The organism is Geodermatophilus sabuli (assembly GCF_900215145.1).
Taxonomy (GTDB): Bacteria; Actinomycetota; Actinomycetes; order Mycobacteriales; family Geodermatophilaceae; genus Geodermatophilus; species Geodermatophilus sabuli.
Window position 1 is genome coordinate 57,293 of record NZ_OBDO01000012.1, and the last position, 23,052, is coordinate 80,344.

The 23,052-nt window shown below is 75.6% G+C and carries 24 protein-coding genes; 13 read left to right on the top strand and 11 right to left on the bottom strand.

Features of this window, described 5'->3' with window-relative positions; genetic code table 11:
• The first annotated feature begins 144 nt into the window (after positions 1-144).
• From CRP39_RS28180 to CRP39_RS27300, 6 genes are all read left to right on the top strand, one after another.
• Entirely contained in the window at positions 145-2,748 is a 2,604-nt protein-coding gene (locus CRP39_RS28180; protein WP_097208680.1) for a putative bifunctional diguanylate cyclase/phosphodiesterase, read from the top strand.
• A gap of 85 nt (positions 2,749-2,833) precedes the next feature.
• A complete protein-coding gene (locus CRP39_RS22755; RefSeq protein ID WP_245854047.1) occupies positions 2,834-3,769 on the top strand; it encodes an MBL fold metallo-hydrolase in 936 nt (311 codons plus the stop codon).
• Positions 3,766-4,395 carry a DedA family protein gene (locus CRP39_RS22760; protein WP_097208682.1) on the top strand — a complete coding sequence of 210 codons (630 nt, stop codon included), beginning with the start codon at positions 3,766-3,768 and terminating at the stop codon, positions 4,393-4,395. The genes CRP39_RS22755 and CRP39_RS22760 overlap by 4 nt, the downstream gene beginning before the upstream one ends.
• Positions 4,392-6,542 (top strand): phage holin family protein, encoded by a 2,151-nt coding sequence (locus tag CRP39_RS22765; RefSeq protein WP_097208683.1) that lies wholly within the window; start codon positions 4,392-4,394, stop codon positions 6,540-6,542. Before CRP39_RS22760 ends, CRP39_RS22765 begins: the two co-directional genes overlap by 4 nt.
• 83 nt (positions 6,543-6,625) lie before the next feature.
• Positions 6,626-7,618 carry a glucosyl-3-phosphoglycerate synthase gene (locus CRP39_RS22770; RefSeq protein ID WP_097208684.1) on the top strand — a complete coding sequence of 331 codons (993 nt, stop codon included), beginning with the start codon at positions 6,626-6,628 and terminating at the stop codon, positions 7,616-7,618.
• 253 nt (positions 7,619-7,871) lie between these two features.
• Positions 7,872-8,585 carry a TetR/AcrR family transcriptional regulator gene (locus CRP39_RS27300; protein ID WP_216359886.1) on the top strand — a complete coding sequence of 238 codons (714 nt, stop codon included), beginning with the start codon at positions 7,872-7,874 and terminating at the stop codon, positions 8,583-8,585.
• 15 nt (positions 8,586-8,600) lie between these two features.
• On the opposite strand, the gene CRP39_RS22780 is transcribed toward CRP39_RS27300, so the two are convergent.
• From CRP39_RS22780 to CRP39_RS22790, 3 genes are all read right to left on the bottom strand, one after another.
• Positions 8,601-9,194 carry a TetR-like C-terminal domain-containing protein gene (locus CRP39_RS22780; protein WP_097208685.1) on the bottom strand — a complete coding sequence of 198 codons (594 nt, stop codon included), beginning with the start codon at positions 9,192-9,194 and terminating at the stop codon, positions 8,601-8,603.
• A gap of 143 nt (positions 9,195-9,337) precedes the next feature.
• Positions 9,338-9,670 carry a hypothetical protein gene (locus tag CRP39_RS22785; RefSeq protein WP_097208686.1) on the bottom strand — a complete coding sequence of 111 codons (333 nt, stop codon included), beginning with the start codon at positions 9,668-9,670 and terminating at the stop codon, positions 9,338-9,340.
• Positions 9,671-9,709: 39 nt separating this feature from the next.
• Complete coding sequence (locus tag CRP39_RS22790) at positions 9,710-10,597, bottom strand: 1,4-dihydroxy-2-naphthoyl-CoA synthase (RefSeq protein ID WP_097208812.1); 888 nt, start codon at positions 10,595-10,597, stop codon at positions 9,710-9,712.
• Positions 10,598-10,609: 12 nt separating this feature from the next.
• Here CRP39_RS22790 and CRP39_RS27070 point away from each other — a divergent pair, with 12 nt between their 5' ends.
• Together CRP39_RS27070 and CRP39_RS22800 are read left to right on the top strand one after the other, a co-directional pair.
• Entirely contained in the window at positions 10,610-10,756 is a 147-nt protein-coding gene (locus CRP39_RS27070) for a nucleoside triphosphate pyrophosphohydrolase family protein (protein WP_172442589.1), read from the top strand.
• A 1,009-nt stretch (positions 10,757-11,765) separates the two neighbouring features.
• Entirely contained in the window at positions 11,766-12,572 is an 807-nt protein-coding gene (locus CRP39_RS22800) for an endonuclease/exonuclease/phosphatase family protein (protein ID WP_245854048.1), read from the top strand.
• A 63-nt stretch (positions 12,573-12,635) separates the two neighbouring features.
• Here the strand turns inward: CRP39_RS22800 and CRP39_RS22805 are convergent, their stop codons facing one another.
• A complete protein-coding gene (locus CRP39_RS22805; protein WP_097208689.1) occupies positions 12,636-13,100 on the bottom strand; it encodes an NUDIX domain-containing protein in 465 nt (154 codons plus the stop codon).
• Positions 13,101-13,186: 86 nt separating this feature from the next.
• Between CRP39_RS22805 and CRP39_RS22810 the strand changes: the two genes are divergently transcribed.
• Together CRP39_RS22810 and CRP39_RS22815 are read left to right on the top strand one after the other, a co-directional pair.
• Positions 13,187-13,756, top strand: coding sequence for an LOG family protein (locus tag CRP39_RS22810; protein WP_097208690.1), 570 nt, complete (start codon positions 13,187-13,189; stop codon positions 13,754-13,756).
• A gap of 63 nt (positions 13,757-13,819) precedes the next feature.
• Positions 13,820-14,941, top strand: coding sequence for an NAD(P)/FAD-dependent oxidoreductase (locus tag CRP39_RS22815; RefSeq protein WP_216359887.1), 1,122 nt, complete (start codon positions 13,820-13,822; stop codon positions 14,939-14,941).
• Here the strand turns inward: CRP39_RS22815 and CRP39_RS22820 are convergent.
• The 4 genes from CRP39_RS22820 to CRP39_RS22835 form a co-directional block, all read right to left on the bottom strand.
• Positions 14,928-15,974, bottom strand: coding sequence for a GGDEF domain-containing protein (locus tag CRP39_RS22820; RefSeq protein ID WP_245854049.1), 1,047 nt, complete (start codon positions 15,972-15,974; stop codon positions 14,928-14,930). The genes CRP39_RS22815 and CRP39_RS22820 overlap by 14 nt on opposite strands.
• A 107-nt stretch (positions 15,975-16,081) precedes the next feature.
• A complete protein-coding gene (locus CRP39_RS22825) occupies positions 16,082-16,753 on the bottom strand; it encodes a GerMN domain-containing protein (RefSeq protein WP_097208692.1) in 672 nt (223 codons plus the stop codon).
• The gene (locus tag CRP39_RS22830) at positions 16,750-18,123 is read right to left on the bottom strand and encodes a sensor histidine kinase (protein WP_097208693.1); all 1,374 of its coding nucleotides are present in this window, start codon (positions 18,121-18,123) and stop codon (positions 16,750-16,752) included. Before CRP39_RS22830 ends, CRP39_RS22825 begins: the two co-directional genes overlap by 4 nt.
• A 120-nt stretch (positions 18,124-18,243) precedes the next feature.
• Positions 18,244-18,963: a response regulator transcription factor gene (locus CRP39_RS22835; protein WP_097208694.1), complete on the bottom strand. Its 720-nt coding sequence runs from the start codon at positions 18,961-18,963 to the stop codon at positions 18,244-18,246.
• A gap of 164 nt (positions 18,964-19,127) precedes the next feature.
• Here CRP39_RS22835 and CRP39_RS22840 point away from each other — a divergent pair, with 164 nt between their 5' ends.
• The 3 genes from CRP39_RS22840 to CRP39_RS22850 all read left to right on the top strand — a co-directional run bounded on the left by CRP39_RS22840 (position 19,128) and on the right by CRP39_RS22850 (position 21,085).
• The gene (locus CRP39_RS22840; protein ID WP_245854050.1) at positions 19,128-19,475 is read left to right on the top strand and encodes an STAS domain-containing protein; all 348 of its coding nucleotides are present in this window, start codon (positions 19,128-19,130) and stop codon (positions 19,473-19,475) included.
• On the top strand, positions 19,472-19,720 hold the full coding sequence (locus CRP39_RS22845) for an STAS domain-containing protein (protein WP_097208695.1): 249 nt from the start codon (positions 19,472-19,474) through the stop codon (positions 19,718-19,720). Before CRP39_RS22840 ends, CRP39_RS22845 begins: the two co-directional genes overlap by 4 nt.
• A 78-nt stretch (positions 19,721-19,798) precedes the next feature.
• Positions 19,799-21,085, top strand: a complete 1,287-nt coding sequence (locus CRP39_RS22850) for an Nramp family divalent metal transporter (RefSeq protein WP_216359888.1) — start codon at positions 19,799-19,801, stop codon at positions 21,083-21,085.
• A 15-nt stretch (positions 21,086-21,100) separates the two neighbouring features.
• On the opposite strand, the gene CRP39_RS22855 is transcribed toward CRP39_RS22850, so the two are convergent.
• From CRP39_RS22855 to CRP39_RS22865, 3 genes are all read right to left on the bottom strand, one after another.
• Positions 21,101-21,340: a hypothetical protein gene (locus CRP39_RS22855; protein ID WP_097208696.1), complete on the bottom strand. Its 240-nt coding sequence runs from the start codon at positions 21,338-21,340 to the stop codon at positions 21,101-21,103.
• A gap of 180 nt (positions 21,341-21,520) precedes the next feature.
• Positions 21,521-21,964, bottom strand: a complete 444-nt coding sequence (locus CRP39_RS22860; RefSeq protein WP_097208697.1) for a CBS domain-containing protein — start codon at positions 21,962-21,964, stop codon at positions 21,521-21,523.
• 212 nt (positions 21,965-22,176) lie between these two features.
• Positions 22,177-22,758, bottom strand: coding sequence for an NADPH-dependent FMN reductase (locus CRP39_RS22865; RefSeq protein WP_097208816.1), 582 nt, complete (start codon positions 22,756-22,758; stop codon positions 22,177-22,179).
• Between the last annotated feature and the right edge of the window lie 294 nt (positions 22,759-23,052).

Sequence of the window (23,052 nt, forward strand, 5' to 3'; positions counted from 1 at the left end):
GCCGCTGACTCTGCCATCCCCCCGGCGATCCGGCCCCTCGGGAGTCGCCTCGCCTGCCTGGTCAGCGGCCGGACGCGCCCCTTCAGGGTGACCCGGGGCACAGCCCACCTCCAGCGCGGCCGGAGCCGTTCCGATGGCGGTCTCGTGACCTCCGCACGCGTCCCCCTCGGACCGGCCGCCGCCCTGGCGTTCCGGCCCCTGCGCGGCCGCACCGGCCTGCCGGCCGTCGCCTGGATCGCCGTCCTCAGCGCCGCGGTCTCCGTCGTCGGCGCCCCGGCGCACGTGGCGGGTGCCGCGGACGTCGTCCTGGGCCTGACCACCGCGACCGTCCTGCTCACCCGCGCCGGCCGCACCGTCGTGCCCTCGGGCTGGCGGTGGTTCGCCGCGGCGGCCGTCGTCACCGGCGCGGCCTCCGCGGGCGTCCCACTGATCACCGGCGTGCCGGCCAGCGCGGTGCTCGGCGGCGGCCTCGGCCACCTGCTCACCGTGGTCGCGCTGCTGCGCCTGCGCGAGCGCTCCCCGGGCGGCGGCCGCGCCCAGCAGGTGACCGCGGCCGCGCTGTTCGTCGTCGCCTCGCTGCTGGCGGTGCACGTCGTCCTGCGCCCCATCGCGGGCGTCGGCTCGTCGGCCGCCCTCGCCGTCGCCGTCCACGTGGTGCCGGTCGTCGTCGCGCTCAGCACCGCGGCCGCGCTGGTGTTCCTCGGCGGCGTGGCCCCCGGGCGTCAGCGGGTGGGCCTGCTGCTCGTCGGTGTGCAGTCGGCCCTGGCCGGCACCGGCGTCTCCTCCGTGCTCGCGTGGGGACTGGACTCCCCCGAGCTCGGCGCGTGGGTCCGCCCGGTCATGGGGCTCGCGGCGGTCCTGCTGTGCACGGCCTGCCACCTCGATGTCCCCCGGGGCCCGGCCGGCGACCCGCGACTGTGGCCCGTGGGGGCGGTAGGCGCCCTGCTGCCGCACGCGACCGCGCTCGTGGCCGGCACGCTGTTCCTCCTGCAGAGCTCCGTCACCGGCGCCGTCGACCGCTTCGACCTCGTCCTCGCGATCACCGGCCTGCTCCTCGTGCTGGTCCACCAGGTCGTGACCTGGCGCGCGCAGCACCGGCTCACCGCCGAGCTGCTGAGCAGCCAGGCCTACTTCCGCACCCTCGTGCGCAGCAGCGCCGACCCCGTCGTCATCCTCGACGACCGGTTGCGGGTCACCTTCGCCTCCAAGGCCGTCACCGACCTGCTCGGCCACGCTCCCGACGACGTCCTGGGCCGTTGCCTCGACGAGGTGGTGCACCGCGACGACACCGGCCACCTGACCGACGCCCTCCGCGGGACCGCGCCCGGCGGCGTGCCTGCCGTCCGCACCGCGCGGGTCCGGCACGCCGACGGCAGCTGGCGGCTCCTCCAGGCCACCGTGCGCGACCTGCGCGACGACCCCGACGTCGGGGCGTTCGTCCTGTACTGCCGGGACGTCACCGGATCCGGGGCCGACGCCGCCAGCGAGCCCGCGCTGGTCGAGCTCGCCCTCACCGACCCGGTCACCGGGCTGCCCAACCGGGCGGCGCTGGTCCGGCGGCTGGCCGCGCTGCGGCTCGAGGCCCGCGGCCGGCCCCGCGCGCTGGCGCTGCTCGGCGTCCCCGGCCTGGCCGGCCGCGCGCCCGAGGACGCCGCCGTCGCCCTGCGCGCGCTCACCGCCCGGCTGGTCCGGCTGCTGCGCACCGAGGACTGGCTGGCCCGCACCAAGGACGGCGACTTCGCCGTCCTCGCGCACGGCAGCATCGCCGACGCCGAGGTCCTGGCCGCCCGGCTCGTGGCCACCGCGGGCTCCGATCTCGCCCCCTCCGCCGGTGTCACCGCCCTCCCCGACGACCTCGACCCCGGTGAGGCCCTGCGCCACGCCGACCTCGCCCGCCGTGCCGCCGGCCCCGGCCAGGTGCACCGGTACGACGACGCCGTGCGGCAGCAGCGCGACCGCCGCGAGGCCCTGCGCGCCGACCTGGCCGGCGCCCTCGACCGCGGCGAGCTGCGCCTGGTGTTCCAGCCGGTCGTGGACCTGGTGCTGCAGCGCACCGTCACCGTCGAGGCGCTGCTGCGCTGGCGGCACCCGGTCTACGGCGAGGTGTCCCCGGCGGAGTTCGTACCGCTCGCCGAGGAGTCCGCCCTCATCACCGAGCTCGGCCGCTGGGTGCTGCACGAGGCCTGCACCACCGTCGCCGCGCTGCCCGGCACCGAGCTGGCCGTGGCGGTCAACGTGTCGGCCCGCCAGCTGCACGGCGGCTCCCTCGGCGCCGACGTCCTCGCCGCGCTCGACGCCAGCGGGCTGCCGTCCCGGCGGCTGTTCCTCGAGCTCACCGAGTCGATGCTGCTCGACGACGACGCCGTGATCGAGGAGCTCGAGGCGCTGCGGCAGCTCGGCATCCGCATCGCCGTCGACGACTTCGGCACCGGGTGGTCCTCGCTGGCCTACCTGGTGGGACTGCCGGTCGACACCCTCAAGATGGACCGCCAGTTCCTCGCCGGCGTCGAGCACGACCAGCAGCGGCAGGCGCTGTGCCGGGCGGTGCTCCACCTGGGCGCGAGCCTCGGCCTGCCGGTGGTGGTGGAGGGCGTCGAAGGTGACGCCGAGGCCTCCCTGCTGCGCGACATGGGGCACCGCTACCTGCAGGGGTTCGCGCTGTCCCGCCCGATGGAGGCGGCCCAGCTGGCGGCGGGTGGGTGGCCGACCGGCCTGCCCACAGCCGCCGTCGCTCCCTCCCCGCGTTGACCCCCGCCGGCTCCCCGCCCCGCGTCGTCCCCCCATGCCCGCGTTGACCATGGGGTCGTCGTCGGCTGTTGCGGCGAGTCGTCCCGTGTCACCGGCGACCAGCCCCATGATCAACGCGGGGTGGGGTGAGCGGTTCGGCGGGTGGATCAGGGTCTTCCCGGAGGGGTTCAGCCGGTCCCGGAACGTCGTCGGCGGGGTCGATACTGGCCGGGTGGGGAACCCGGAGCTGCACTTCCTCGGCCACTCGACGGTGCGCGTCGAGCTGGCCGGGCACACCGTGCTGACCGATCCCCTGCTCACCCCCCGCGTCGGTCCGCTGCGCCGCGTGGTCCCGGCACCCGACCCGTCCACCTGGGCCGGCGTCGACCTCGTGCTCATCAGCCACCTGCACGGCGACCACCTGCACCTGCCCTCGCTGCGCCTGCTGGGCCCCGACGTCCGCATCGCCGTCCCCCGCGGCGCCGGTGAGTGGCTGCGCGCCCGCGGGTTCCGGCACGTCGTCGAGGTGCTGCCGGGCGAGGGGTTCACCCACGGCGCGCTGCACGTCACCGCCGTCCCCGCCCACCACACCGGGCACCGCTGGGGGCCGCGCCTCACCCACGGCCCGGACACCCGAGCCGTCGGCCACCTGGTCGAGGGCGCCGGGCAGACGCTCTACGTCAGCGGTGACACCGGCCTGTTCGACGAGATGCACCTGCTCGGCGAGCGCGGCCTCGACGTCGCCCTGCTGCCGGTGTGGGGGTGGGGGCCGACGCTCGGACCCGGCCACCTCGACCCGGACGGCGCGGCCGAGGCCACCGCGCGGCTGCGCCCGCGGGTCGCCGTGCCGGTGCACTGGGGGACCCTCGCCCTGCCCGGACACCGGGTGCTGCCCGGGCTGCGGGGCCGGATGCGCCCGCTGCTGACCGAGCCGCCGCGCGCCTTCGCCGCCGCCGTCCGAGCCCTCGGGCTGGCCACGCACGTCGCCGTGACCGAGCCCGGGCAGCCGGTCGTGCTGGCCGCACCTACGGGGACGGCGTGAGCGTGCTCGCCGCGTGGGCCGACGGGTCGGCGATCGGCTACCCCGTGCTGTTCGGTGGCGTGCTGCTCGGCTCGATCGTCCCCGTCGTGCCCACCGGCGCGGTCGTCGGTGCAGGCGCCGCGTTCGCCATGACCGCGAACGAGCTCAACCTGCCGCTGGTCCTCCTCGTCGCCACCCTCGCCGCCTGGACCGGCGACGTCATCACCTTCGCCGTCTGCCGGTTCGGCGGCCCGTCGGCGGTGCGCTGGGTGGCCCGCGGGCAGCACGCCGAACGGATCGAGGAGGTCCGCGAGCAGTTCCGCCGGCACGGCTGGCAGATCGTCGTCGTCGGCCGGTTGCTGCCCGCCGGCCGGATCCCGGTACTGCTCGCCGCCGGCGCCCTGGCCTACCCGTGGCGCCGGCTGCTGCCCGCCTCCCTGCTCGCCTCGTTCCTCTGGGCGGTCGCGTACGCGCTGCTCGGGGTGGTCAGTGGCGGCATCTTCGACTCGCCGCTCACCGCCGTCCTGCTGGCCACCGTGCTCGTGCTCGTCGTCGGCGCGGTGCTGAACCTCGTGAGCGCGCGCCGCCGCAGGTCGGCGCCGGAGGAGGAGCAGCCGGCCGAGCCGACGCACTGCGGGCCGGCATGAGCCGCCCCGTCCCCTCCGGCCGGGTCCTCCAGCGCGGCCGGACGCCGGCCCGCGTGCTCATCACCTGGGCAGCGACCACCGCCGCGCTGGTCGCCCTCGACGACTGGCTCCGTGACTTCACGATGGCCTCGTGGTGGCAGCCGCCGGTCATCGCGCTGCTGCTCGGCCTGCTCACCGCCGTCGTGTGGCCGTTGGTCATGCGGATCGCGCTGCCGCTGGCCTTCTTCACCCTCGGGCTGGGCAGCTTCCTGCTGCTCGGCGCCGCGGTGCTGGGGCTGTCGTTCCTCGTGCCCGGCGTGGTCGTCGAGGACCTGCGCACCGCCGTCTGGGTCGGGATCGCCATGGCCGGCGTCTCCGGGGTGGTCAGCAGCGTGCTGGCCATCGACGAGGACGAGCTGTTCTTCCGCCGGGCCCGCCGCCGCGCCCGGCCCACGGCGCAGGAGGGGCCCCGCCCGCCCGGCGTGCTGTTCCTGCAGATCGACGCGCTGTCGTTCGACACCGCCCGCCGCGCCGTCCGCGACGGGTCGATGCCGAACCTCGCCGCCTGGCTGCGCGACGGCAGCCACACGCTGACCTCCTGGCACACCGACTGGAGCTCCCAGACCGGCGCGGCGGTCTGCGGCATCCTGCACGGCTCCAACCACGACATCCCCGGTTTCCGCTGGCACGACAAGGAGCGCGACCGCATCGTCCGCGTCTCCTCCCCCGTCGACGCCGCCGAGATCGAGCGTGCCCACTCCGACGGGCGGGGGCTGCTGTCCGGGGGCGGCGCCAGCCGGGGCAACCTGTTCACCGGCGACGCCACGCACGTGAGCCTGACGATGAGCTCGCTGTCGCACGTCGTCCCCGCGGCCAGCCGCCGGCCGCGCCAGGCCCGGGAGCGGGTCGGCTCCGGCTACTACGCCTACTTCGCCAGCCCGGTGAACGCGCTGCGCACCATCGCGGTGTCGGCCGTCGACATCCAGCGCGAGCTGCTCGCCGCCGCCCGGGAGCGCCGCGACGACGTCCGGCCCCGCGTCCCCCGCGGCGGCATCTACCCCCTGGCCCGGCCGGGGACGACGGTCATCGCCCGCGACGTCGTGGTCTTCGCGCTGCTGGAGGACATGCTCGCCGGCCGCCCGGTCGCCTACGCGGACTTCCTCGGCTACGACGAGGCCGCCCACCACGCCGGGCTGGAGCGGGCCGACAGCCTGGCGGTGCTGCGCAGCATCGACCAGCAGATCGGCCGGCTGCACCGCGCGGCCCAGCTGGCGCCGCGGGAGTACCACCTGGTGTGCCTCTCCGACCACGGGCAGACGCAGGGCGAGGCGTTCACCGCCCGCTTCGGGGAGTCGATCGAGGAGTTGGTCGGCCGACTCTGCGGCGGGTCGCTGGAACTGCCCGAACGGCACCTGACCGGCCCCCGGGACAGCCGCCGGCTCACCGAGAGCTGGCAGGTGGGGGCCGCACTGGCCGAGGGCGGACCGATCGCGCGCCGGCTGCGCGAGCGGGTCGAGCGGGCGGGCAGCGTGCCGCACTCCCACGAGCTCCCGGCCGACCGCGAGGGCGGCGCGCCCCGGGCGGCCCCGGGCGTGGTGGTCGCCGTCTCCGGCCACACCGCGATGGTGTCCTTCGCCGACATCCCCGGCCGGGTCTCGCTGGAGGAGATCGAGCGGCACTGGCCGGCACTGCTGCCGGGGCTCGTCGACCACGACGGCGTCGGATTCCTGCTCGTGCACTCCGAGGAGTTCGGCCCGGTGGTGCTCGGCCGCGACGGCGTGCACCGGCTCGCGGCGGGGCTCGTCATCGGGGAGGACCCACTCGCGCCCTACGGGGAGCACGCCGCCCGGCTGGTGGCCCGCGCGTCGACGTTCCCGCACTGCCCCGACGTCGTCATCAACAGCCGCTACGACCCCGACACCGACGAGGCCTCGGCGTTCGAGCCGCACGTCGGGTCGCACGGCGGGCTCGGCGGCCCCCAGCAGCACGGCTTCCTCCTGCACCCGAGGTCGTTCCGCGCGCCCGGCGAGATCGTGGGCGCCGAGGCCCTGCACCAGGTGTTCCGCGGCTGGCTGACCGACCTGGGCCACCCCGAGCCGACCGGGGACGACGCGGCCATCGGCCCCCTCAGCGCGACCGCGCTGCACCCCACCCGCGCGGAGGTGTGACCCGAGCGGGACAGTGGGTGACGTCCTCGTGAACTCGGTCGCGGCGCGTGGCGCCGGTCGTCGGTGTCCCGGAAGGTGGACCGATGAGACCCGACGCGCGCGCCTGGTTCGACCACCGCACGACCTCGGCTCCGTCGCTGGACGCCCTGGACCCGGACGCGCTGCTGCGCGCCAAGCGCCGGGGACGGCACCGGGTGAGCGTCGTCCTGCCCGCGCGCGACGAGGAGGCCACGGTCGGGCGGCTGGTCACCGACCTGCGCGAGCACTGGGTGCTGCGGACGCCGCTGGTGGACGAGCTGCTCGTCGTCGACTCCGACTCCACCGACGCCACGGCGCGGGTGGCTCAGGCCGCCGGCGCCGACGTCGTCGCCAGTGCCGACGTGCTGCCCGGCCACGGCACCCGCCCCGGCAAGGGCGAGGCGCTGTGGAAGTCGCTGGCCGCGACGACCGGTGACCTGCTCGTCTTCCTCGACGCCGACCTCCTCGGCGACGTCACCCACTACGTGCCCGGACTGCTCGCGCCGCTGCTCACCGAGCCGCAGGTCAGCTACGTCAAGGGGTGTTACACCCGGCCGCTGGAGGTCCCCGGCGGCACCGTCCCCGCCGGCGGTGGGCGTGTGACCGAGTTGACCGCCCGGCCGCTGCTCAACGCGCTGTGGCCGGAGCTGGCCGGGTTCGTGCAGCCGCTCGGCGGGGAGTACGCCGGCCGCCGGTCGGTGCTGGAACGGGTACCGTTCGTCTCCGGCTACGGCGTGGAGGTCGGGCTGCTGGTCGACCTGCTGGCGCTGGTCGGCCTCGGCGGGCTCGCCCAGGTGGACCTCGGCGTCCGGCGGCACACCTCGCAGAGCCAGGAGGCGCTCGGCCGGATGGCGGGGCAGGTGGTGTCCACGGTGCTGTCCCGCGCGGGGCAGGGGCGGGCGGCCTCGCTGCACGACGGCGCGGGCGGGCTGCTCACCCAGTTCCAGCACGACGGGGCGCGGTTCGTGCCGCACAGCACGCCGGTCGCCGTGGACCAGCGGCCGCCGATGGGGAGCGTGGCGGAGTACCACGCCCTCCTCGTCGATGTCGTCGGCTGACGCCGCCGGGAGCATCGCAGGGAGCGCAGCGAGCGAGGAGCGGACCGGTGGCGGAAGCCGACTCATGGGCACCGTCGGCTGACGCCGCCGGGAGCATCGCAGGGAGCGCAGCGAGCGAGGAGCGGGAACCAGCACGCGTTCCGCTCGCCGAGTGGCGAGCTGGGGTGGTGTCCGGGGCGCGGAGACCACGGCAGCGCACCACTCGCCGCCGGTGCGGCACGCTTCGCTTACGTACCGCGTTTACGCTGGCACGGTGAGTGATCTACCGAGCCGCCGTGTTCGCAAGAAGGCCCAGAACCGGGCGCACATCCGGCAGATCGCCCAGAGTCTCTTCGCCGAGCGCGGCTTCGAGACCGTGACCATCGCCGACGTGGCCGCGACCGCGGGCGTCGCCGTGCAGACCGTCTTCAACCACTTCTCCAGCAAGGAGGAGCTGTTCTTCGACGGCCACACCCCGTGGGTGGCCGGCCCCGCGGAGGCCGTCCGCTCCCGCCCGGCCGGGGTCGCGCCGCTGGACGCGCTGCACGAGTACCTCACCACCCGGGTGGGCCTGCACGCACACCGCCTCGCCACCGCCGACGGCCGCGCGTTCGTGGCCACCCTCGAGGCCTCGCCCGCACTGCGCGCCCACGAGCGGGAACTGCACCACGAGTCCATGGCCTTCCTGGCCGAGGCGCTGCAGGAGGCCTGGGACGGCGACGGCGGCTCGCCCGCCCTCACCGAGGACCCCTGCACGGTCGCGTCGGTCACCGCGTCGGTGTGGCTGGCCGCCGTCCGCACCCTGATCCGCGACCAGCGCCGCGGCCTCAGCGAGGCGACCGGCCACTGCCCGCACGGGACCGAGCGGGGCGCCGCGGCCGCCCGCGCCACGGCCGACCGGGTCTTCACCGGCCTGGTCCGCGCCATGCCCCTGGCCGGGGCCGTGCCCGCGACGCCGGCGTCCGCCCTGCTGAGCCGCACGGGCTGACCGGCCGACATCTGCTCAGACGCGGGCGCCCTCGCAGGCCGGCTGCAGGATCGGCACCAGCACCTCGTCGACGACCCGCCGCAGCGCCTCGGCGGTCATGACGCCGGAGGCCGAGGTGAACCGCTGCCACCAGAAGGCCTCGAGCACCGAGCCGAGCAGTGCCAGGCGCTCCTCGGGCACCGCGTGACCCCGCTCCGCCTGGCGGGCACCGAGAGTGGCGACGGCCGCGGTCAGCGGGCGGACCAGCGCGTCGTCCAGGCCGGCCTGCAGGTCCTCGTCGTGCCGCGCGGCCCCGACCAGGCTCGCGGTGGCCCGCTCCTCGCGGTCCAGCGGCCGCCGCCAGCGGTCGACCAGGCCGGCGACGTCGTCGCGCAGCGAACCGGTGTCCGGCGGGACCCGCACCAGGGTGAAGCGGCCGACGGCGTGCCGGGCCATCGCCGCCATCGTCGGCCACCGCCGGTAGATGCCGGCCTTCCCGGCACGGGCACGGGCGGCGACGCGGTCGCTGTTGAGCTTCCCCCAGCCCTCCTCGGCGAGGATGTCGACAGCGACGGAGAGCAGCTGGTCGGACAATTCGGCGCTGAGCGGGCGACCCGGCGTACCCGTCACGTCGTGGCCCGGTCACAGGTGGACATCACCGCGACATCGTGGACGTTCGTTGGAGTGACCACAATGACCCGGCCCGAACTCCCAGCACTTTTCTTGACAGTCTCAAGTTTGTGCGCAGACCGCACACCGGACGGACGTCCGCGTCATCCGCTCGCGGCGCTCTCGACATGGACCTGCAGACTCGCACCGTCGTCGGCCAGCCAGCCCTTCCGCCCGGCGTACTCGACCATGCCGTCCCACTGCTGCGCCCAGTCCGCGGCGCCGGCCTGTGGCTCGGCCGCGGCCCGCAGCGCGGCGACGTCCAGGAAACCGGTCTCAGCGTCCTGCAGGCGGCCCAGCCCCGCCTCCCGGAGCACCTGGTCGGCCTCCTCGTCGGTCACCGCCCCCAGGGCCAGGTGCAGCTTCGTCAGGTCGTCGACGTTGACCACCCGCACCTCGGGCACCTCGTCGGTGCCGCCCACCACCTCGACGATCACGCTGTCCTCCTCATGGGACCTTCATGACCACTTCGGCCCCTAGACATGCCACGGGAAGCGGGAGAAGTCGGGGTCCCGCTTCTCCAGGAAGGCGTCCCGGCCCTCGACGGCCTCCTCGGCCATGTACGCCAGGCGCGTGGTCTCGCCCGCGAACAGCTGCTGGCCGACCAGCCCGTCGTCGATCAGGTTGAACGAGTACTTGAGCATCCGCTGGGCCGTGGGGCTCTTGGCGACGATCCGCCGTCCCCAGTCCAGCGCCGTCGCCTCCAGCTCGCCGTGCGGGACCACCCGGTTGACCATGCCCATGGCGTGGGCATCGGCCGCGGAGTACTCGTCGCCCAGGAAGAAGACCTCGCGGGCGAACTTCTGGCCGACCTGCCGCGCGAGGTAGGCCGACCCGAAGCCGCCGTCGAAGCTGCCGACGTCGGCGTCGGTCTGCTTGAACCGGCCGTGCTCGGCGCTGGCCAGGGTGAGGTCGGAGACGACGTGCAGGCTGTGCCCGCCGCCCGCGGCCCAGCCCGGGACGACGCAGATGACCACCTTGGGCATGAAGCGGATCAGCCGCTGCGCCTCGAGCACGTGCAGCCGGCCGCTGGAGCCCTGGCTGTGCTCGTACCCGTACTTCCCGCGCACCCGCTGGTCGCCCCCGGAGCAGAACGCCCAGCCGCCGTCCTTCGGGCTCGGCCCGTTGCCGGTGAGGATCACGCAGCCCACGTCGGTCGACAGCCGGGCGTGCTCCAGCGCGGTGATCAGCTCGTCGACGGTCTGCGGGCGGAAGGCATTGCGCACCTCCGGGCGGTCGAACGCGATGCGGACCACGCCCGCGTCGACCGCGCGGTGGTACGTCAGGTCCGCGAAGTCGAAGCCCTCGACCGGCTGCCACGCCGCGCTGTCGAAGATCTCGGAGACGTCGTTCCGGGCGGTCATCCCCCGAACGTAGTGCGCGCCGCGGAGCAGCACTCAGGGGAGGAGGCCGTCGACGAGGTCGCTCGCGCCGTCGGCGGCGCCACCGACCACGATCCCGGCGCCGCCCGTCATCCCGCCGATGACGTCGTCGAGGAGGTCACCGACACCGCCGCCGGATGAGCCCCCGGTCGACGGGGCCGGATCGGTCGACGGAGCCGGTGCCGGCGACGGAGCCGGTTCCGGCGACGGAGCCGATTCCGGCGACGGAGCCGGGGCGGGCGACGGAGTCGGATCGGGCGACGGAGCCGGGGCGCGGGGAGGTGCCGGGTGTCCGCCCGTGGAACCGCCGGACCCGCGGGTCGGATCCGCGGAGCCGCGGGTCGGATCCGCGGAGCCGCCCGTCGAGCCACGCCCCCGCCGGTTCCCGCCGTCCCGGTCCGGCTCGGGCGCCGCTGAGCTGCGGGCGGCCGGCCCGTCCCCGCGCGTCGGCGCAGGGGTGCCGGGGACCGTCGGTGCCGCCGCCCCCCGGGGCGGCGGCACCGTGCCCGGAGCCGCGGGGGCCGTGCCGGGTGCACCGCGCGTGACCGGGGCCGTCGTCCCAGGGACGGGCGCCGGCGCGCCCGGCGCCGTCGTCGCGCCGGCCGGGTCGCCACCGGCGGCCGGGTCGCCACCAGCGGCCGGGCCCGAACCGGTGTCCGGACCGGTGTCCGTGCCGGCGGACGGGAGGGCCGCCGTCCCGGGAAGCAGGGCGGCGGCCACCGAGCCCGCGTCGACCGCGCTGCCCGCCGCCTCGAGCGACGGGGTCACGGGGGCGTCGGTCGCGACGCGGGCCGCGGTGCCGATCCCCCGATCGCCGACGTCGCCACCGGCGGACCACGACGACGTGCCCGTGGCCGAGCCGGCCGAGGACGGCGTGACCACGATCATCACCAGCGCGGCGGCCAGCAGGAACCCGGCGAGGAACAGCAGGGTCAGGGGCGCGTGGACGCGGACGGTCGCCGGCCACCCGCCCGATACGGCCAGGTGGGCCGGCCCGGTGGGCTCGGCCGGGCGCGCGGGCCCGATGGGCTCGGCGAGGTGGCGGGGACGGCGGTGCACCGGTGAGCTCCTCCGGACGACGACAGCGGGGCCCAACGTAATCGTGCGCGCACGTAGCGGCACATCGATCACCGGCCGGTAGCGTCGGGCCGTGGCCGGACCGCCCGCCGTGCGGATCGGCACCCTGAACATCGCCTCCGGGCGCAGCGCCATCGGCCCGGTGCTCGCACCCGGCGAGCTCCGGGCGGCCGTGGCGGGTCTCGACGTCGACGTGCTGGCCGTGCAGGAGGTCGACGCCGACCAGCCCCGCTCCGCCCGCACCGACCAGGCCGCCGTTCTCGCGGCGGGGTTGACCGCCCCGCACTGGCGCGCCGCGGCGACCCTCGTCGGCACGCCCGACCCGTTCCGCAGCTGGTCGCCGGCCGTCCCCGCCCTGCGCGGTCCGGACGACGCGGCGAACGGGCCGGTCTACGGGATCGCGCTGTTCAGCCGGCTGGCGGTGCGGGAGTGGTCGGTGCTGGGTCTGGGCAGCGGGCGGGCGCGGCTGCCGGTCAAGGGCCCAGACCCGCGCACCGGCGGCCTGCGCTGGTGGTGGGTGCCCGACGAGCCGCGGATCGCCGTCGCCGCCCGGCTGGACGCGGTGACCGTCGTCGCCACCCACCTGTCCTTCGCGCCGCCCACCGCGGTACGGCAGCTGCGGCGGCTGCGCCGCTGGATGGCGGCCCTGCCCGGCCCCGTCGTCCTGGCCGGGGACCTCAACCTTCCCGGGTCGCTGCCGGCCCGGCTGCTCGGGGCCACGGCGCTGGTGCGCACACCGAGCTTTCCCGCCGCCGAGCCCCGGCTGCAGCTGGACCACCTGCTGGCGGTCGGGGCCGGCCTGCGCGGCCACGACGGCGCGGCGACCGTGCTCCCGGTGGGCGACCACCGCGCCCTGACCGTGACGGTCCTCCCCAGCTGACGCCGCTTTCCGCGGAGACCGACGCCAGGCGCCGTCGGTTTCCGCGGAAACCGACGGAAGGGATCAGGACAGCAGGTCGTGCAGGCGACCGAGCGATGCCTCGAAGCCCGGGTGCAGCGGCACCGAGGCGAGGTCCTCCAGCGCGATCCACGCGACCCCGTCGCTCTCGCCGTCCAGCCGCAGGTCGCCGGGCTCGATGCTGCGGACCGGCCGCGCCAGCACGGTCGTGTACGACCAGCCGCCGTGGTCGTCGACCGAACAGGCGCCGAGCTCGAGGTCCTGCGGCAGCAGCCCGAGCTCCTCCCCCACCTCGCGCAGCGCGCCGCGCTCCGGGGACTCCCCTGTGTGCAGCGCGCCGCCCGGGGTGCCCCACGTGCCGCCGTGGTGGGACCAGGCCGCCCGGTGCTGGAGCAGCAGCTCGGTCCCCCGGGCCCCGGCACGGTGCACCAGCAGCCCGGCCGCACCCAGCAGCCCCCAGTGCCGGTGGCCGAAGGAGCAGGTCACCCAGCCGTCGGTGGAGGAGAACACGCCTCCAGTGAACCCGCTGTCGAGGACACGGCGCGGACAACGCGCCCCTGACACCCCACCGGGCGACGCGTGACAGGCTCGGGACCGTGCGCGTCGCCGTCTTCACCGGGTCCCAGAGCGGGCCGCCGTCCCACCAGCAGGCCGCCGCCGACCTGGCCGCCGACCTCGCCCGCGCCGGGGTCGGGATCGTCTACGGCGGCGGGCACGTCGGGTTGATGGGCGTCGTCGCCGACGCCGCGCTGGCCGCCGGGGGCGAGGTGGTCGGCGTCATCCCCCAGCACCTGGTGGACGATGAGCTGGCGCACCCCGGGCTGCCCCAGCTGGAGGTCGTCGCCTCGATGCACGAGCGCAAGGCCCGGATGGCCGAGCTCTCCGACGCCTTCGTCGCCCTGCCCGGCGCCGCCGGCACCCTGGAGGAGCTGTTCGAGGCCTGGACCTGGGGGATGCTCGGCCTGCACGCCAAGCCGGTCGTGCTCGTGGACGTCGACGGGTTCTGGCAGCCGCTGCTCACCCAGCTGCGCCGCATGGTCGACGACGGCTACCTCGCCGCCCCGAGGTTCGACGCGCTGGGCGTGGTCGCCGACGCGGCCGGCCTGCTGGAGTTCGTCACGGCCTACGAGCACCCCGCCCGGAAGTGGACCCCCACCCCGCCCTGACTCCGAGGGGCACAAATGGCCATTTCCGCCCCTCGGGTCAGGACAACCCCTAGCGTCGGCGACGTGGAGCGCTGGGACGTCGTCGTCGTCGGGGGTGGTCCCGCGGGCTCGGCCGCCGCGCTGGCCGCGCGGCGCACCGGGGCCTCGGTGCTGGTGCTCGACCGGGCCGACTTCCCCCGCGACAAGGTCTGCGGCGACGGCATCGCCCCCGAGGCGATCGACGTGCTCGCCGCGCTCGGCGTGGACCGGCACGCGCTCCTGGACGGGTACCCGCCGGTGCCGCGGCTCGCGTTGCGCTCCCCCGGCGGGGCCACGGTCGAGCGCGCCACGGCCCGCCCGTCGCACGTCGTCCCCCGCGCGGTGCTCGACGCGCGGCTGCTGGGAGTGGCGCTGGCCCGCGGGGCGCGCTTCCGGCGGCGCACCGTCCGAACGGTGCAGGCGGACGCCGACGGCGTCACCGTGGACGGCGAGGTGCGGGCGTCGGTGCTGGTCGCGGCGGACGGCGCGGAGTCCGTCGTCCGGCGGGCCCTGGGGATCGGCAGCAACCGGGCCGACCGGCTGGCCGTCGCGATCCGCGGGTACGCCCCCGAGCCGCCGGGGGCACCCGGCACGCAGGTGCTGGTGACGACGGGGCAGCGCTGGCCGGCCTACGCGTGGTCGTTCCCCATCGGCGACGGCCGCGCCAACGTCGGCTACGGCGAGCTGGTGTCGGGCGGAGCCACCCGCGCGGACCTCGTGGACGGGCTGCACCGGCTGCTGCCCGGGGTGGCGCCGGAGTCGCTCCGGGCGCACCGGCTGCCGCTGTCCACCGGCCGGCCGCGCCAGCCCGACGGCCGGGTGCTGCTGGCCGGCGACGCCGCCTCCCTGATCAACCCGCTGACCGGGGAGGGCATCTTCTACGCCGTCGTCTCCGGGGCGCTGGCCGGCTCGGCCGCGACCGCCGGGCCGGACGCCGGTGCCCGCTACCGTGGCCTGCTGCACCGGCGGCTGGCCGGACACCTGCGCTCCACGCGGCTGGCGTCGGAGCTGAGCCGCTGGCCGGCGGTGATGGACGCTGCCTTCGACGCGGCCGCGGCCAGCGGGCGGGTGTTCGACGACGTCGTCGCCCTCGGGCTGGCCGACGGCCGGCTGACCCCGCGCACCCTCGCGGCCGCGGCGCGCCGGCTGACCCTCAGGCGGGGCTGACCGCGACCTCGACCCGGCCCCGGCCGGCCCGCTTGGCCTGGTAGAGCGCCGCGTCGGCGGCCGCGTACAGCTCGCGCATCCGCGTGGCGTGCTGCGGTGCGTGCGCGACGCCGACGCTGACGGACAGGGACAGCAGGCTCCCGTCCGGCAGGGTCAGCGGCGCCGCGTGCACCGCCTCGAGGATCTCCTCCGCCCGCCGGACGGCGACACCGGGCGCGCAGCCGGGCAGCAGGACCGCCAGCTCGTCCCCGCCCAGCCGGCTGATGACCGCGTCGCCGGCCCGCACCTGCCGGCGCAGGACCCCGGCCAGGTGCACCAGCGCGTCGTCGCCCACGGGATGCCCGTGCACGTCGTTGATCTGCTTGAACGAGTCGACGTCGACCAGCACCAGCGCCGTCCCGTCGCCGGGGCACCCGCCCGACAGCTCGACGTCCAGCGCCTCGTCGAGGACCCGCCGCGTGACGAGGCCGGTGAGGGAGTCGACGTCGGCCTGCCGCTGGAGCGCGGCGACCAGGCGGTCCTGGGCGCTCACCGCCCGGGTGAGCAGCCCTCCGATGACCGCGAGCATCGCGCCGAAGAAGAGGAGGTCGGTCAGGGCCTCGTGGAAGGTCCGCTCGTGCAGGAACATCACGCCGCCGCTGGCCACCGCCACCACCGTCGCCACCACCGCGCCGGCGGTGCGCAGGTGGAACCCCGCGTAGACGACGACGAAGGCGAGGAACGCCTGGACGCGGGTGGAGGAGCTGCCCGAGGCCAGGCTGAGCGCGGTCAGCACCGTGACGCCGACGACCGCCAGCCCGAGGAACGCCCCGACCCGGTCCAGCAGCTGCGGCGGGATCCGCGCGTAGCCCGCGGCGACGACGAGCAGCCCGACCACGCACGAGACGAGCACGCTGCGGCTGGCGTCGTCGGGTCCGAGCGGGCCGGTGAGGACCACCAGCGTGAGCATCGCCGCGCACACCGTCAGGACGGCGGCGGCGGTCCGGGCGGCGGCGCGGGGCTCGCGGGCCCTCAGCGCGGCGGGGATCTGCACACCCGCTCATCGGCCCGTGCTCCGCCTCGCTGGAGCGCCGCCTGCCCCGTGCGGGGGAGCACCCCTCCGGTGCCGCCCGCGGGGTCGCCACGCTCCGGGGAGCCCGCTCAGGACGGCGGCGCGGGCCCCGGTCCCGGCGCGGGCGTGACGGGGGGCGGCGGCGTGAGGTAGGTGACGTAGTCGTCGGCCGACAGCGGCGCGGGGCTCAGCTGACCCGACGGCAGCGGCGCGTCGACCGGCGCGCCGTCCACGGTCAGGACGACGGCGTCGACGCCGGGCACGCTGGTCGCGGACAGCACCAGCTGGGCCACCGCCCGCCGGCCGGCCGGCCCCGCCGGTGCGTCCGTCGGCCCGGCGAGGTCGATCGTCGCCGTCCCACCGGTGAGGTCGGTGACGGTCAGCTCCACGTCCGGCGGCAGCGCCGTGGACAGCTGTAGGTCGTGCTCGGCCGCCGTGGGACCGGCGGCGAGGGCGGCGAGCAGGCTGTCCAGCCGGTCCTGCGCCAGCCGACCGGTCACCTCCCGGGGCCGTGGCACGAGGCTGTCGTCGCGCGCCACCAGGTAGACCCGCGTGGGGTCGGCCTGCGGCTCGGGCGCCGGGGTGGCCGAGGTCTGTGCGCTGGGCGAGGTCAGCCCGAACGGCACCTCCGAGGCCGGGATGGTCTCCGCGGGCCCACCGGTCGGCACCCCGCAGCCGGCGAGCACGGCGCCCAGCCCGAGCGTGCCCAGGCCCACCGCGCCCAGCCCCACCAGACCGAGCCGCACCCGGCTCGCGGTCACCGGGCACCGCCGGGGAAGGAGAGGGTGAAGCGGGCGCCGCCGCAGGGCGCCGCGCTGCACCAGGCGGCGCCGCCGTGCCGGGCCGCGATCTCGGCCACGATCGCCAGCCCCAGGCCGGCACCCGGCAGCGACCGGCGGGCGGCCCGCGGACCCCGGGCGAACCGCTCGAACACCCGCTCCCGCTCCTCGACCGGGATGCCGGGACCCTCGTCGTCGACGTCCACCACCACCGCGTCGTCCCGCCGCTGCACGGTGACCGCGCACACCCCGCCGGCGTGCCGGTCGGCGTTGTCCAGCAGGTTGCGCACCGCCCGCTCCAGCCCACTCTTGTCGCCGGTCACCACCGTCTCCTCGTCCGGGTCGCCGGTCAGCAGGTCGGGGTCCCGCCCGGAGCCGGCCAGTACCTCCCGCACCAGGGCGGTCATCGACACCGGCGTCGCCCGGTCCGACGGCGGGGCGCCGTCGATGCGGGCCAGTTCCAGCAGGTCGTCGAGCATGCGGCGGAACCGGTCCAGCTCGCCCTCCACCAGGGCGAGCGCCTGGTCGGCACGCGGGGACAGCTCGGCCCGGCGGGCGGCGAGCACCTCGACACTGGTGACGACGCCGGTGAGCGGGCTGCGCAACTCGTGGCTGACGTCGCCGACGAACCGGGCGTCGCGCTCGAGCCGGGCCGCCAACGCGTCGACCATGCTGTTGAACCCCGCCACGATCGCCAGCAGGTCGGGGTCGTCGGTGGGCGGCAGCCGGGTGTCGAGGTCGCCGCCGGCGATCCGGGTGGCCGCGCCGGCGACCTGCTCCAGCGGCTGCAGCGCGCGCCGGCTGGCCCAGCCGCCGAACGCCGCACCGGCCGCGGTGGCGGCCAGCGCCCCCGCCGCCAGGACGACCGCCAGCGTGCGCAGCACCATCTCCAGCTCGCTGAGCGGGGACAGCTCGTAGAACTCCACGCCCGCGGCGGCCACCGGCACCCCGACCAGCAGCGCCGGGCCGGAGGCGGTCTCGACGCGGACGGTGCCGGCCGAGCCGCCGGCGACGATCTCCCGCAGTTCCTCGGGCACGTCGCGGGCGCCGACGTCCAGGCTCGAGGAGTACCAGGAGTCCCCGCTGCGGACGACGACGTCCGCCGCGCCCGACGGCAGCAGCTCCACCACCACGTCGCCGACCTCGGTCCCCGCCGTGGCCAGCCGGCTGCTGAGCACGTTGGCGTCGGCGAACGCCTGCCGGGTGAGCGACCGCTCCCGCTGGTCGAGGAGGTAGCCGCGGGCCAGCAGCCAGGTCGTCGTCACCAGCACGACCGAGACCAGCAGCGCGCCCGCGGCGAAGCCCAGCACGATCCGCGACCGCAGCCCCCGCGACCCGAGGACGCGGCTCACGGTGCCCCCGGGTCCGCTCCCGCAGGGCGCTCCGCTCTCACTGCGCCCCCGGTTCGCTGCCGCGGGGCGCTCCGCTCCTCGCTCGCTGGCGCTCGCTGCGATGCTCACGCCCCTGTCCGCTCACTGGGGGTCCAGCCGGTAGCCCAGGCCCCGCACGGTGACCACGATGCGCGGCGCCCCGGGGTCGAGCTCCACCTTGGTGCGCAACCGCCGGATGTGGACGTCGACGATCCGCTCGTCCCCGAAGAAGCCGTGCTCCCACACCCGCTCCAGCAGCATCTGCCGGCTGAACACCCGCCCCGGGGCGGCGGCGAGCTCGCACAGCAGCCGGAACTCGGTGAGGGTGAGCGGCACCTGCTGCTCGCCGCGGTGCACGGTGCCCCGCTCCTCCCGCAGCACCAGCGGCGCCGGCGGGTGCCGGTCGAGCACCACCTCGGCCGGCGCGGTCCCCTGCGCCGCGCCGGCGGCTCCCGCGCGGCGGCGCAGCGCCCGCAGCCGCGCGGTGATCTCCTTGACCTGGAACGGCTTGGTCACGTAGTCGTCGGCGCCGGCCTCCAGCGCGGCGACGATGTCGTGGGTGTCCGCGCGGGCGCTGACCACGATGATCGGCAGGTCGTGGTCGCGACGGACCTCGCGGATCACCGCGAAGCCGTCCATCGAGCCGAGCATCAGGTCGACGACCATCAGGTCGGGGGCGGCGGTGGCGACGGCGGCGACCGCCTCCTCGCCGCTCACCGCCTCGGCGACGTCGTAGCCCTCGTCCTCCAGTGCCCAGCGCAGGGCAGTGCGGATCGGGTCGTCGTCCTCGACGACCAGCAGACGCGGAGCCACTCCCACCATGCTGCCACCGGACACCGGACACCGGACACCGGACACCGGACACCGGACGTTCGGCTGTCCGTCATGCGATCGCAAACCCACGCCCAGCCGGATCTCAACCTGCACACACCAGGCTGTCAGTGGACGCCAGGAGGATCGGCGCGACGGCACCGAGGAGGAGCGAGATGACGATGGCCGCCCCGCGGCACCGGACCGACGTCGAGACCGGGTCCGACGTGGTCACGATCCACCTCGACGACGCCCTGCTCGCCGACGGCCTGGCCGACGTCCGCTGGCTGCTGCACGACGCGCTGATGGCCGGGGCGCGCCGGCTGGTGGTCGACCTCTCTGGCCTGCAGCACCTGTCCAGCCCCGCCGTCGCCAGCTTCCTGTGGGCGCACCGCACCTGCCGGGCCCGCGGCGGCGCGGTCGTGCTGCGCGGCGCCAACCGCCGGACCGAGGACCTCCTGCGCCGCACCGGCCTCCGACGGGTCATCGAGGTCGAGCCGGCGCACGCCGGGGCGGTGGCGTGACCGCCACCGCGCTCACCGAGGTCGTCGACCGCGGCGCCGGGCTCATCCGCGCCAGCGGCCACCTGACCTCCCTCGGTGCCGACCTGCTGCGCGGCACCGCCGACGGCCTGCGCGGCAGCGGCCACGCCCGCGTGGTGCTCGACCTGCGCGGGGTGCGGACTGCCGACGCCGGCGGCCTGGACATCCTGCGGGAGATGCGGCGGGAGTTCGCCGCGGACGGCGGGGAACTGGTCGTCCGGGCCTGAGCCCGCGGTCGCGGTTGCCGCGCACCGGCCCCTCGGCTGGACTGGTACGGGGCCGTCGACACCGCGGAGGTCGTACCCGTGCCGGACAACGAGCACCTGAGCCAGGACGTCGCGGCCGCGCCGGACGCGCCGCAGCAGCGGACCCAGAAGTGGCGCCTGGTCGGGCCCGGGATCGTCGTCGCCGCGACCGGCGTCGGGGCCGGGGACCTCGTCGCCACGCTCATCGCCGGCTCCCGCTTCGGGTACGCGCTGCTGTGGGCGGTCGTCCTGGGCGTCGTCGTGAAGATCGCCCTGGCCGAGGCGACCGGCCGCTGGCATCTGGCCACCGGGTCGACGATCTTCGCCGGGTGGCGCTCGATGGGCGCCTGGACGTCGGTCTACTTCGTCGTCTACGTGGTCGTGTGGGGCTTCGTCTACGGCGCCACCGCGATGACGTCGTCCGCCCTGCCGCTCGCCGCGCTGTTCCCGGCGCTGTCCATCCCGGCCTGGGGCATCCTCTGCGGCCTGGTCGGCCTGGCCATCGTGTGGTTCGGCAACTACCGCGTGTTCGAGCGCGTCATGACCGTGCTCATCGGCGTCATGTTCGTCATCGTCGTGGGCCTGGCGGTGCTCGTCGTCCCCGACCTGGGCGCCACCCTCGGCGGCCTGGTGCCGCGGCTGCCGGAGGGGTCCGCCGTCTACACGCTGGGCCTGGTCGGCGGCGTCGGCGGGACGATCACCATGGCCGCCTACGGCTACTGGGTGAACGCCAAGGGCTGGCGGGACGCCTCGTGGATGCGGGTCATGCGGCTGGACAACCGCGTCGCCTACATCACCACCGGCGTCTTCGTCGTCGCCATGCTCATCGTCGGCGCGGACCTGCTCTACAACAGCGGCGTCTCCCTCACCGAGGGCGACCGTGGGCTGCTCGACCTCGACGGCATCCTCCGCGACCGGTTCGGCCCCGTCGTCGCCACGCTGTTCCTCATCGGGTTCTTCGCGACGTCGTTCTCCTCCCTCCTCGGCGTCTGGCAGGGCGTCAGCCTGCTGGTCACCGACTTCGTCCGGACGTCGAAGCGCGCGTCGGGCCAGCTGACCGAGGGGGTGGCCGAGCGCAGCTGGCCGTACCGCGGCTACCTGCTGTGGCTGACGTTCCCGCCGATGGCGCTGCTGTTCCTCGGGCAGCCGTTCGCGCTGGTCGTCGCCTACGGCGCGCTGGGCGCGTTCTTCATGCCGTTCCTGGCGCTCACCCTGCTGTGGCTGCTCAACAGCCGGCGGACGCCGGACCGCTGGCGCAACGGGTGGCTGTCCAACCTGCTGCTGACGGCGGCGGCGGTGCTGTTCCTGGTGCTGTGCGTGAACGAGCTGATGAACCTGACGTCGTGAGCGGGCGCCGCCCGGTCAGTCCCCCGGCGGGGCGGGCTCGTCGCGCGCCGCGTCCTGCTGCCGGCGGAACCGGAGCGACTCCACCAGCGCGTAGCCGAACAGCACGCCCCACGCGAAGCTGAGGAAGGCCTCGCCCCACTGGCCGTCGACGAGCTGGCGCACCAGCTGCACGAGGACGTAGAGGAGCGCGCCGACGGCGAGTACCTGGACCCCCCGGTTGCCGAACCAGGGCGGGCGGAACGGAGCGGCGGCCACGGCGTCACGCTAGCCCGGCATCGCACGCCCGCGGTCCCTGAGCGGCGGATGGACGCCAGACGCCATCCGCCTACGGCCGCACGGGACACTGCGGTGATCGGTGTGCCACAGCGGTCTGTTGTCTGCCGGGTACCGGCTCGGTCACCCGCGAGGCGCTCACAGTCGTACGCCGTTCATGGGTTACGGCTGCGCAGATCCGATCAGCGCCCGACACATGTCCATGGTGTCGACGATGCCCACGACCCCGGGGTCGCTGGCGACGACGAGGTGGTGGAGCCCCATCTCCAGCATCAACCGAGTTGCTTCGTCGACGGATGTGCCGGGTCTGACGGTCACCGTCTGCCGGGGCAGCAGATCACTGATCCGCACCGCCTCGAGGTCCTCGCCACGCGCAACGGCTTGGGTGATGTCCCAGTCGGTGATGACCCCCAGGGGCGCTCGGGGGCTGCCGTCGGTGGTGACGACGAGGGCACTGTCGCCGGACATGCTCATGAGGTAGGCGGCAGCGGCCAGGTGCGCCCTCAGTTCCACGGTCATGGTGGCTGGTCGCATCAGGTCCCCGACCGTTGGTTGCCGGACCGGGCCTGCTGACGGCGTCGCTTCCGGGCGTCCGTTGGTGACCATCTCCGCTCCTCTCTGAGCGGCCCGTCGCTGCGGCGGTGGCCCACTCGACTACCGCCGGCTGGGCAGTGGTCCGCGGTGGTCCGCCACCGGCGATCGACGCTCGGGTGGCCAGGCTCGACCGCCGCCTGGAGTGCACGGCTGCGGACGGCTGTCGGTGAACGAACTCCCGCGCGAGGGGGCCGGCGCACGCGCGAGCAGTCCCTCGACTCCGGTCACGGCCGCGGCAGCACGGTCAAGACCCGCATCACGTGGTCGCGGAACTCGGTCATGTAGTCCTTGAGGAAGGCAGCCATCGTTTCGTCCGTGATCTCGCCGTCATCGCGGAAGGTCTGCGGCGAGTACCGGATGTAGGCCTCGGGTGCGGTCATCTGCCGTGCGTTGCAGAAGCAGAGAACGCCGCGAAGGCTCTGCTGGGCCAGCGCGGTGCCGATCGCACCGATGGATGCCCCGATCACGCCGGCGGGGATGTGGTGGAAGGAGTTCTGCCCCCACGGCCGCGACGCCCAGTCGATGGCGTTCTTGAGAGCCCCGGGGATGGAGCGGTTGTACTCGGGGGTCACGAACAGCACGGCATCCGACCGGGCGATCCCGTCCTTGAGGGCCATCGCCTCGGGCGGATAGGCCGTGTCGTAGTCGGGGCTGTACAGCGGCAGGTTGCCGATCGGGATCTCGGTGAACCGCAAGTCCTCCGGAGCGATGCGGATCAGCGCGCGGGAGAGGATCCGGTTGATCGACGTGGAGGAGAGACTCCCCACGAAGTAACCGATGTCGTAGGTGCTCTTCGGATCTGACATCTGCATCCCCCAGCACCGTCGGCGCCGCTCGGTTCCACGTCGCGACGGCCCCAGGGCAGGCGCCCCGCCGTGATCACGTGCGAGACATCGCACCCGGTGGTCCTCGCTTCGGGCAACGGTCAACCGACCCTCGGATGTGGTCGCCGCAGACGCCGTCAGGAGATGACCGACTCGGCCACGGTCCGGTGCGGAGGTGGACACCACGAATGGCGGCCACGGTCTCCAGCGACAGGCCTCGGCTCGATGCGCCGCCGCGTCGGATCGGCACCGGGACGAACGCCACGGGCCCGGACC

What these genes read in the sequence shown, in the direction of transcription:
- CRP39_RS22860 (WP_097208697.1), bottom strand. Translation starts at nt 21,964, where the DNA reads ATGGTCACCAACGGACGCCCGGAAGCGACGCCGTCAGCAGGCCCGGTC.
- CRP39_RS22865 (WP_097208816.1), bottom strand. Translation starts at nt 22,758, where the DNA reads ATGTCAGATCCGAAGAGCACCTACGACATCGGTTACTTCGTGGGGAGT.
- CRP39_RS22840 (WP_245854050.1), top strand. Translation starts at nt 19,128, where the DNA reads ATGACGATGGCCGCCCCGCGGCACCGGACCGACGTCGAGACCGGGTCC.
- CRP39_RS22770 (WP_097208684.1), top strand. Translation starts at nt 6,626, where the DNA reads ATGAGACCCGACGCGCGCGCCTGGTTCGACCACCGCACGACCTCGGCT.
- CRP39_RS22835 (WP_097208694.1), bottom strand. Translation starts at nt 18,963, where the DNA reads ATGGTGGGAGTGGCTCCGCGTCTGCTGGTCGTCGAGGACGACGACCCG.
- CRP39_RS22790 (WP_097208812.1), bottom strand. Translation starts at nt 10,597, where the DNA reads ATGACCGCCCGGAACGACGTCTCCGAGATCTTCGACAGCGCGGCGTGG.
- CRP39_RS22765 (WP_097208683.1), top strand. Translation starts at nt 4,392, where the DNA reads ATGAGCCGCCCCGTCCCCTCCGGCCGGGTCCTCCAGCGCGGCCGGACG.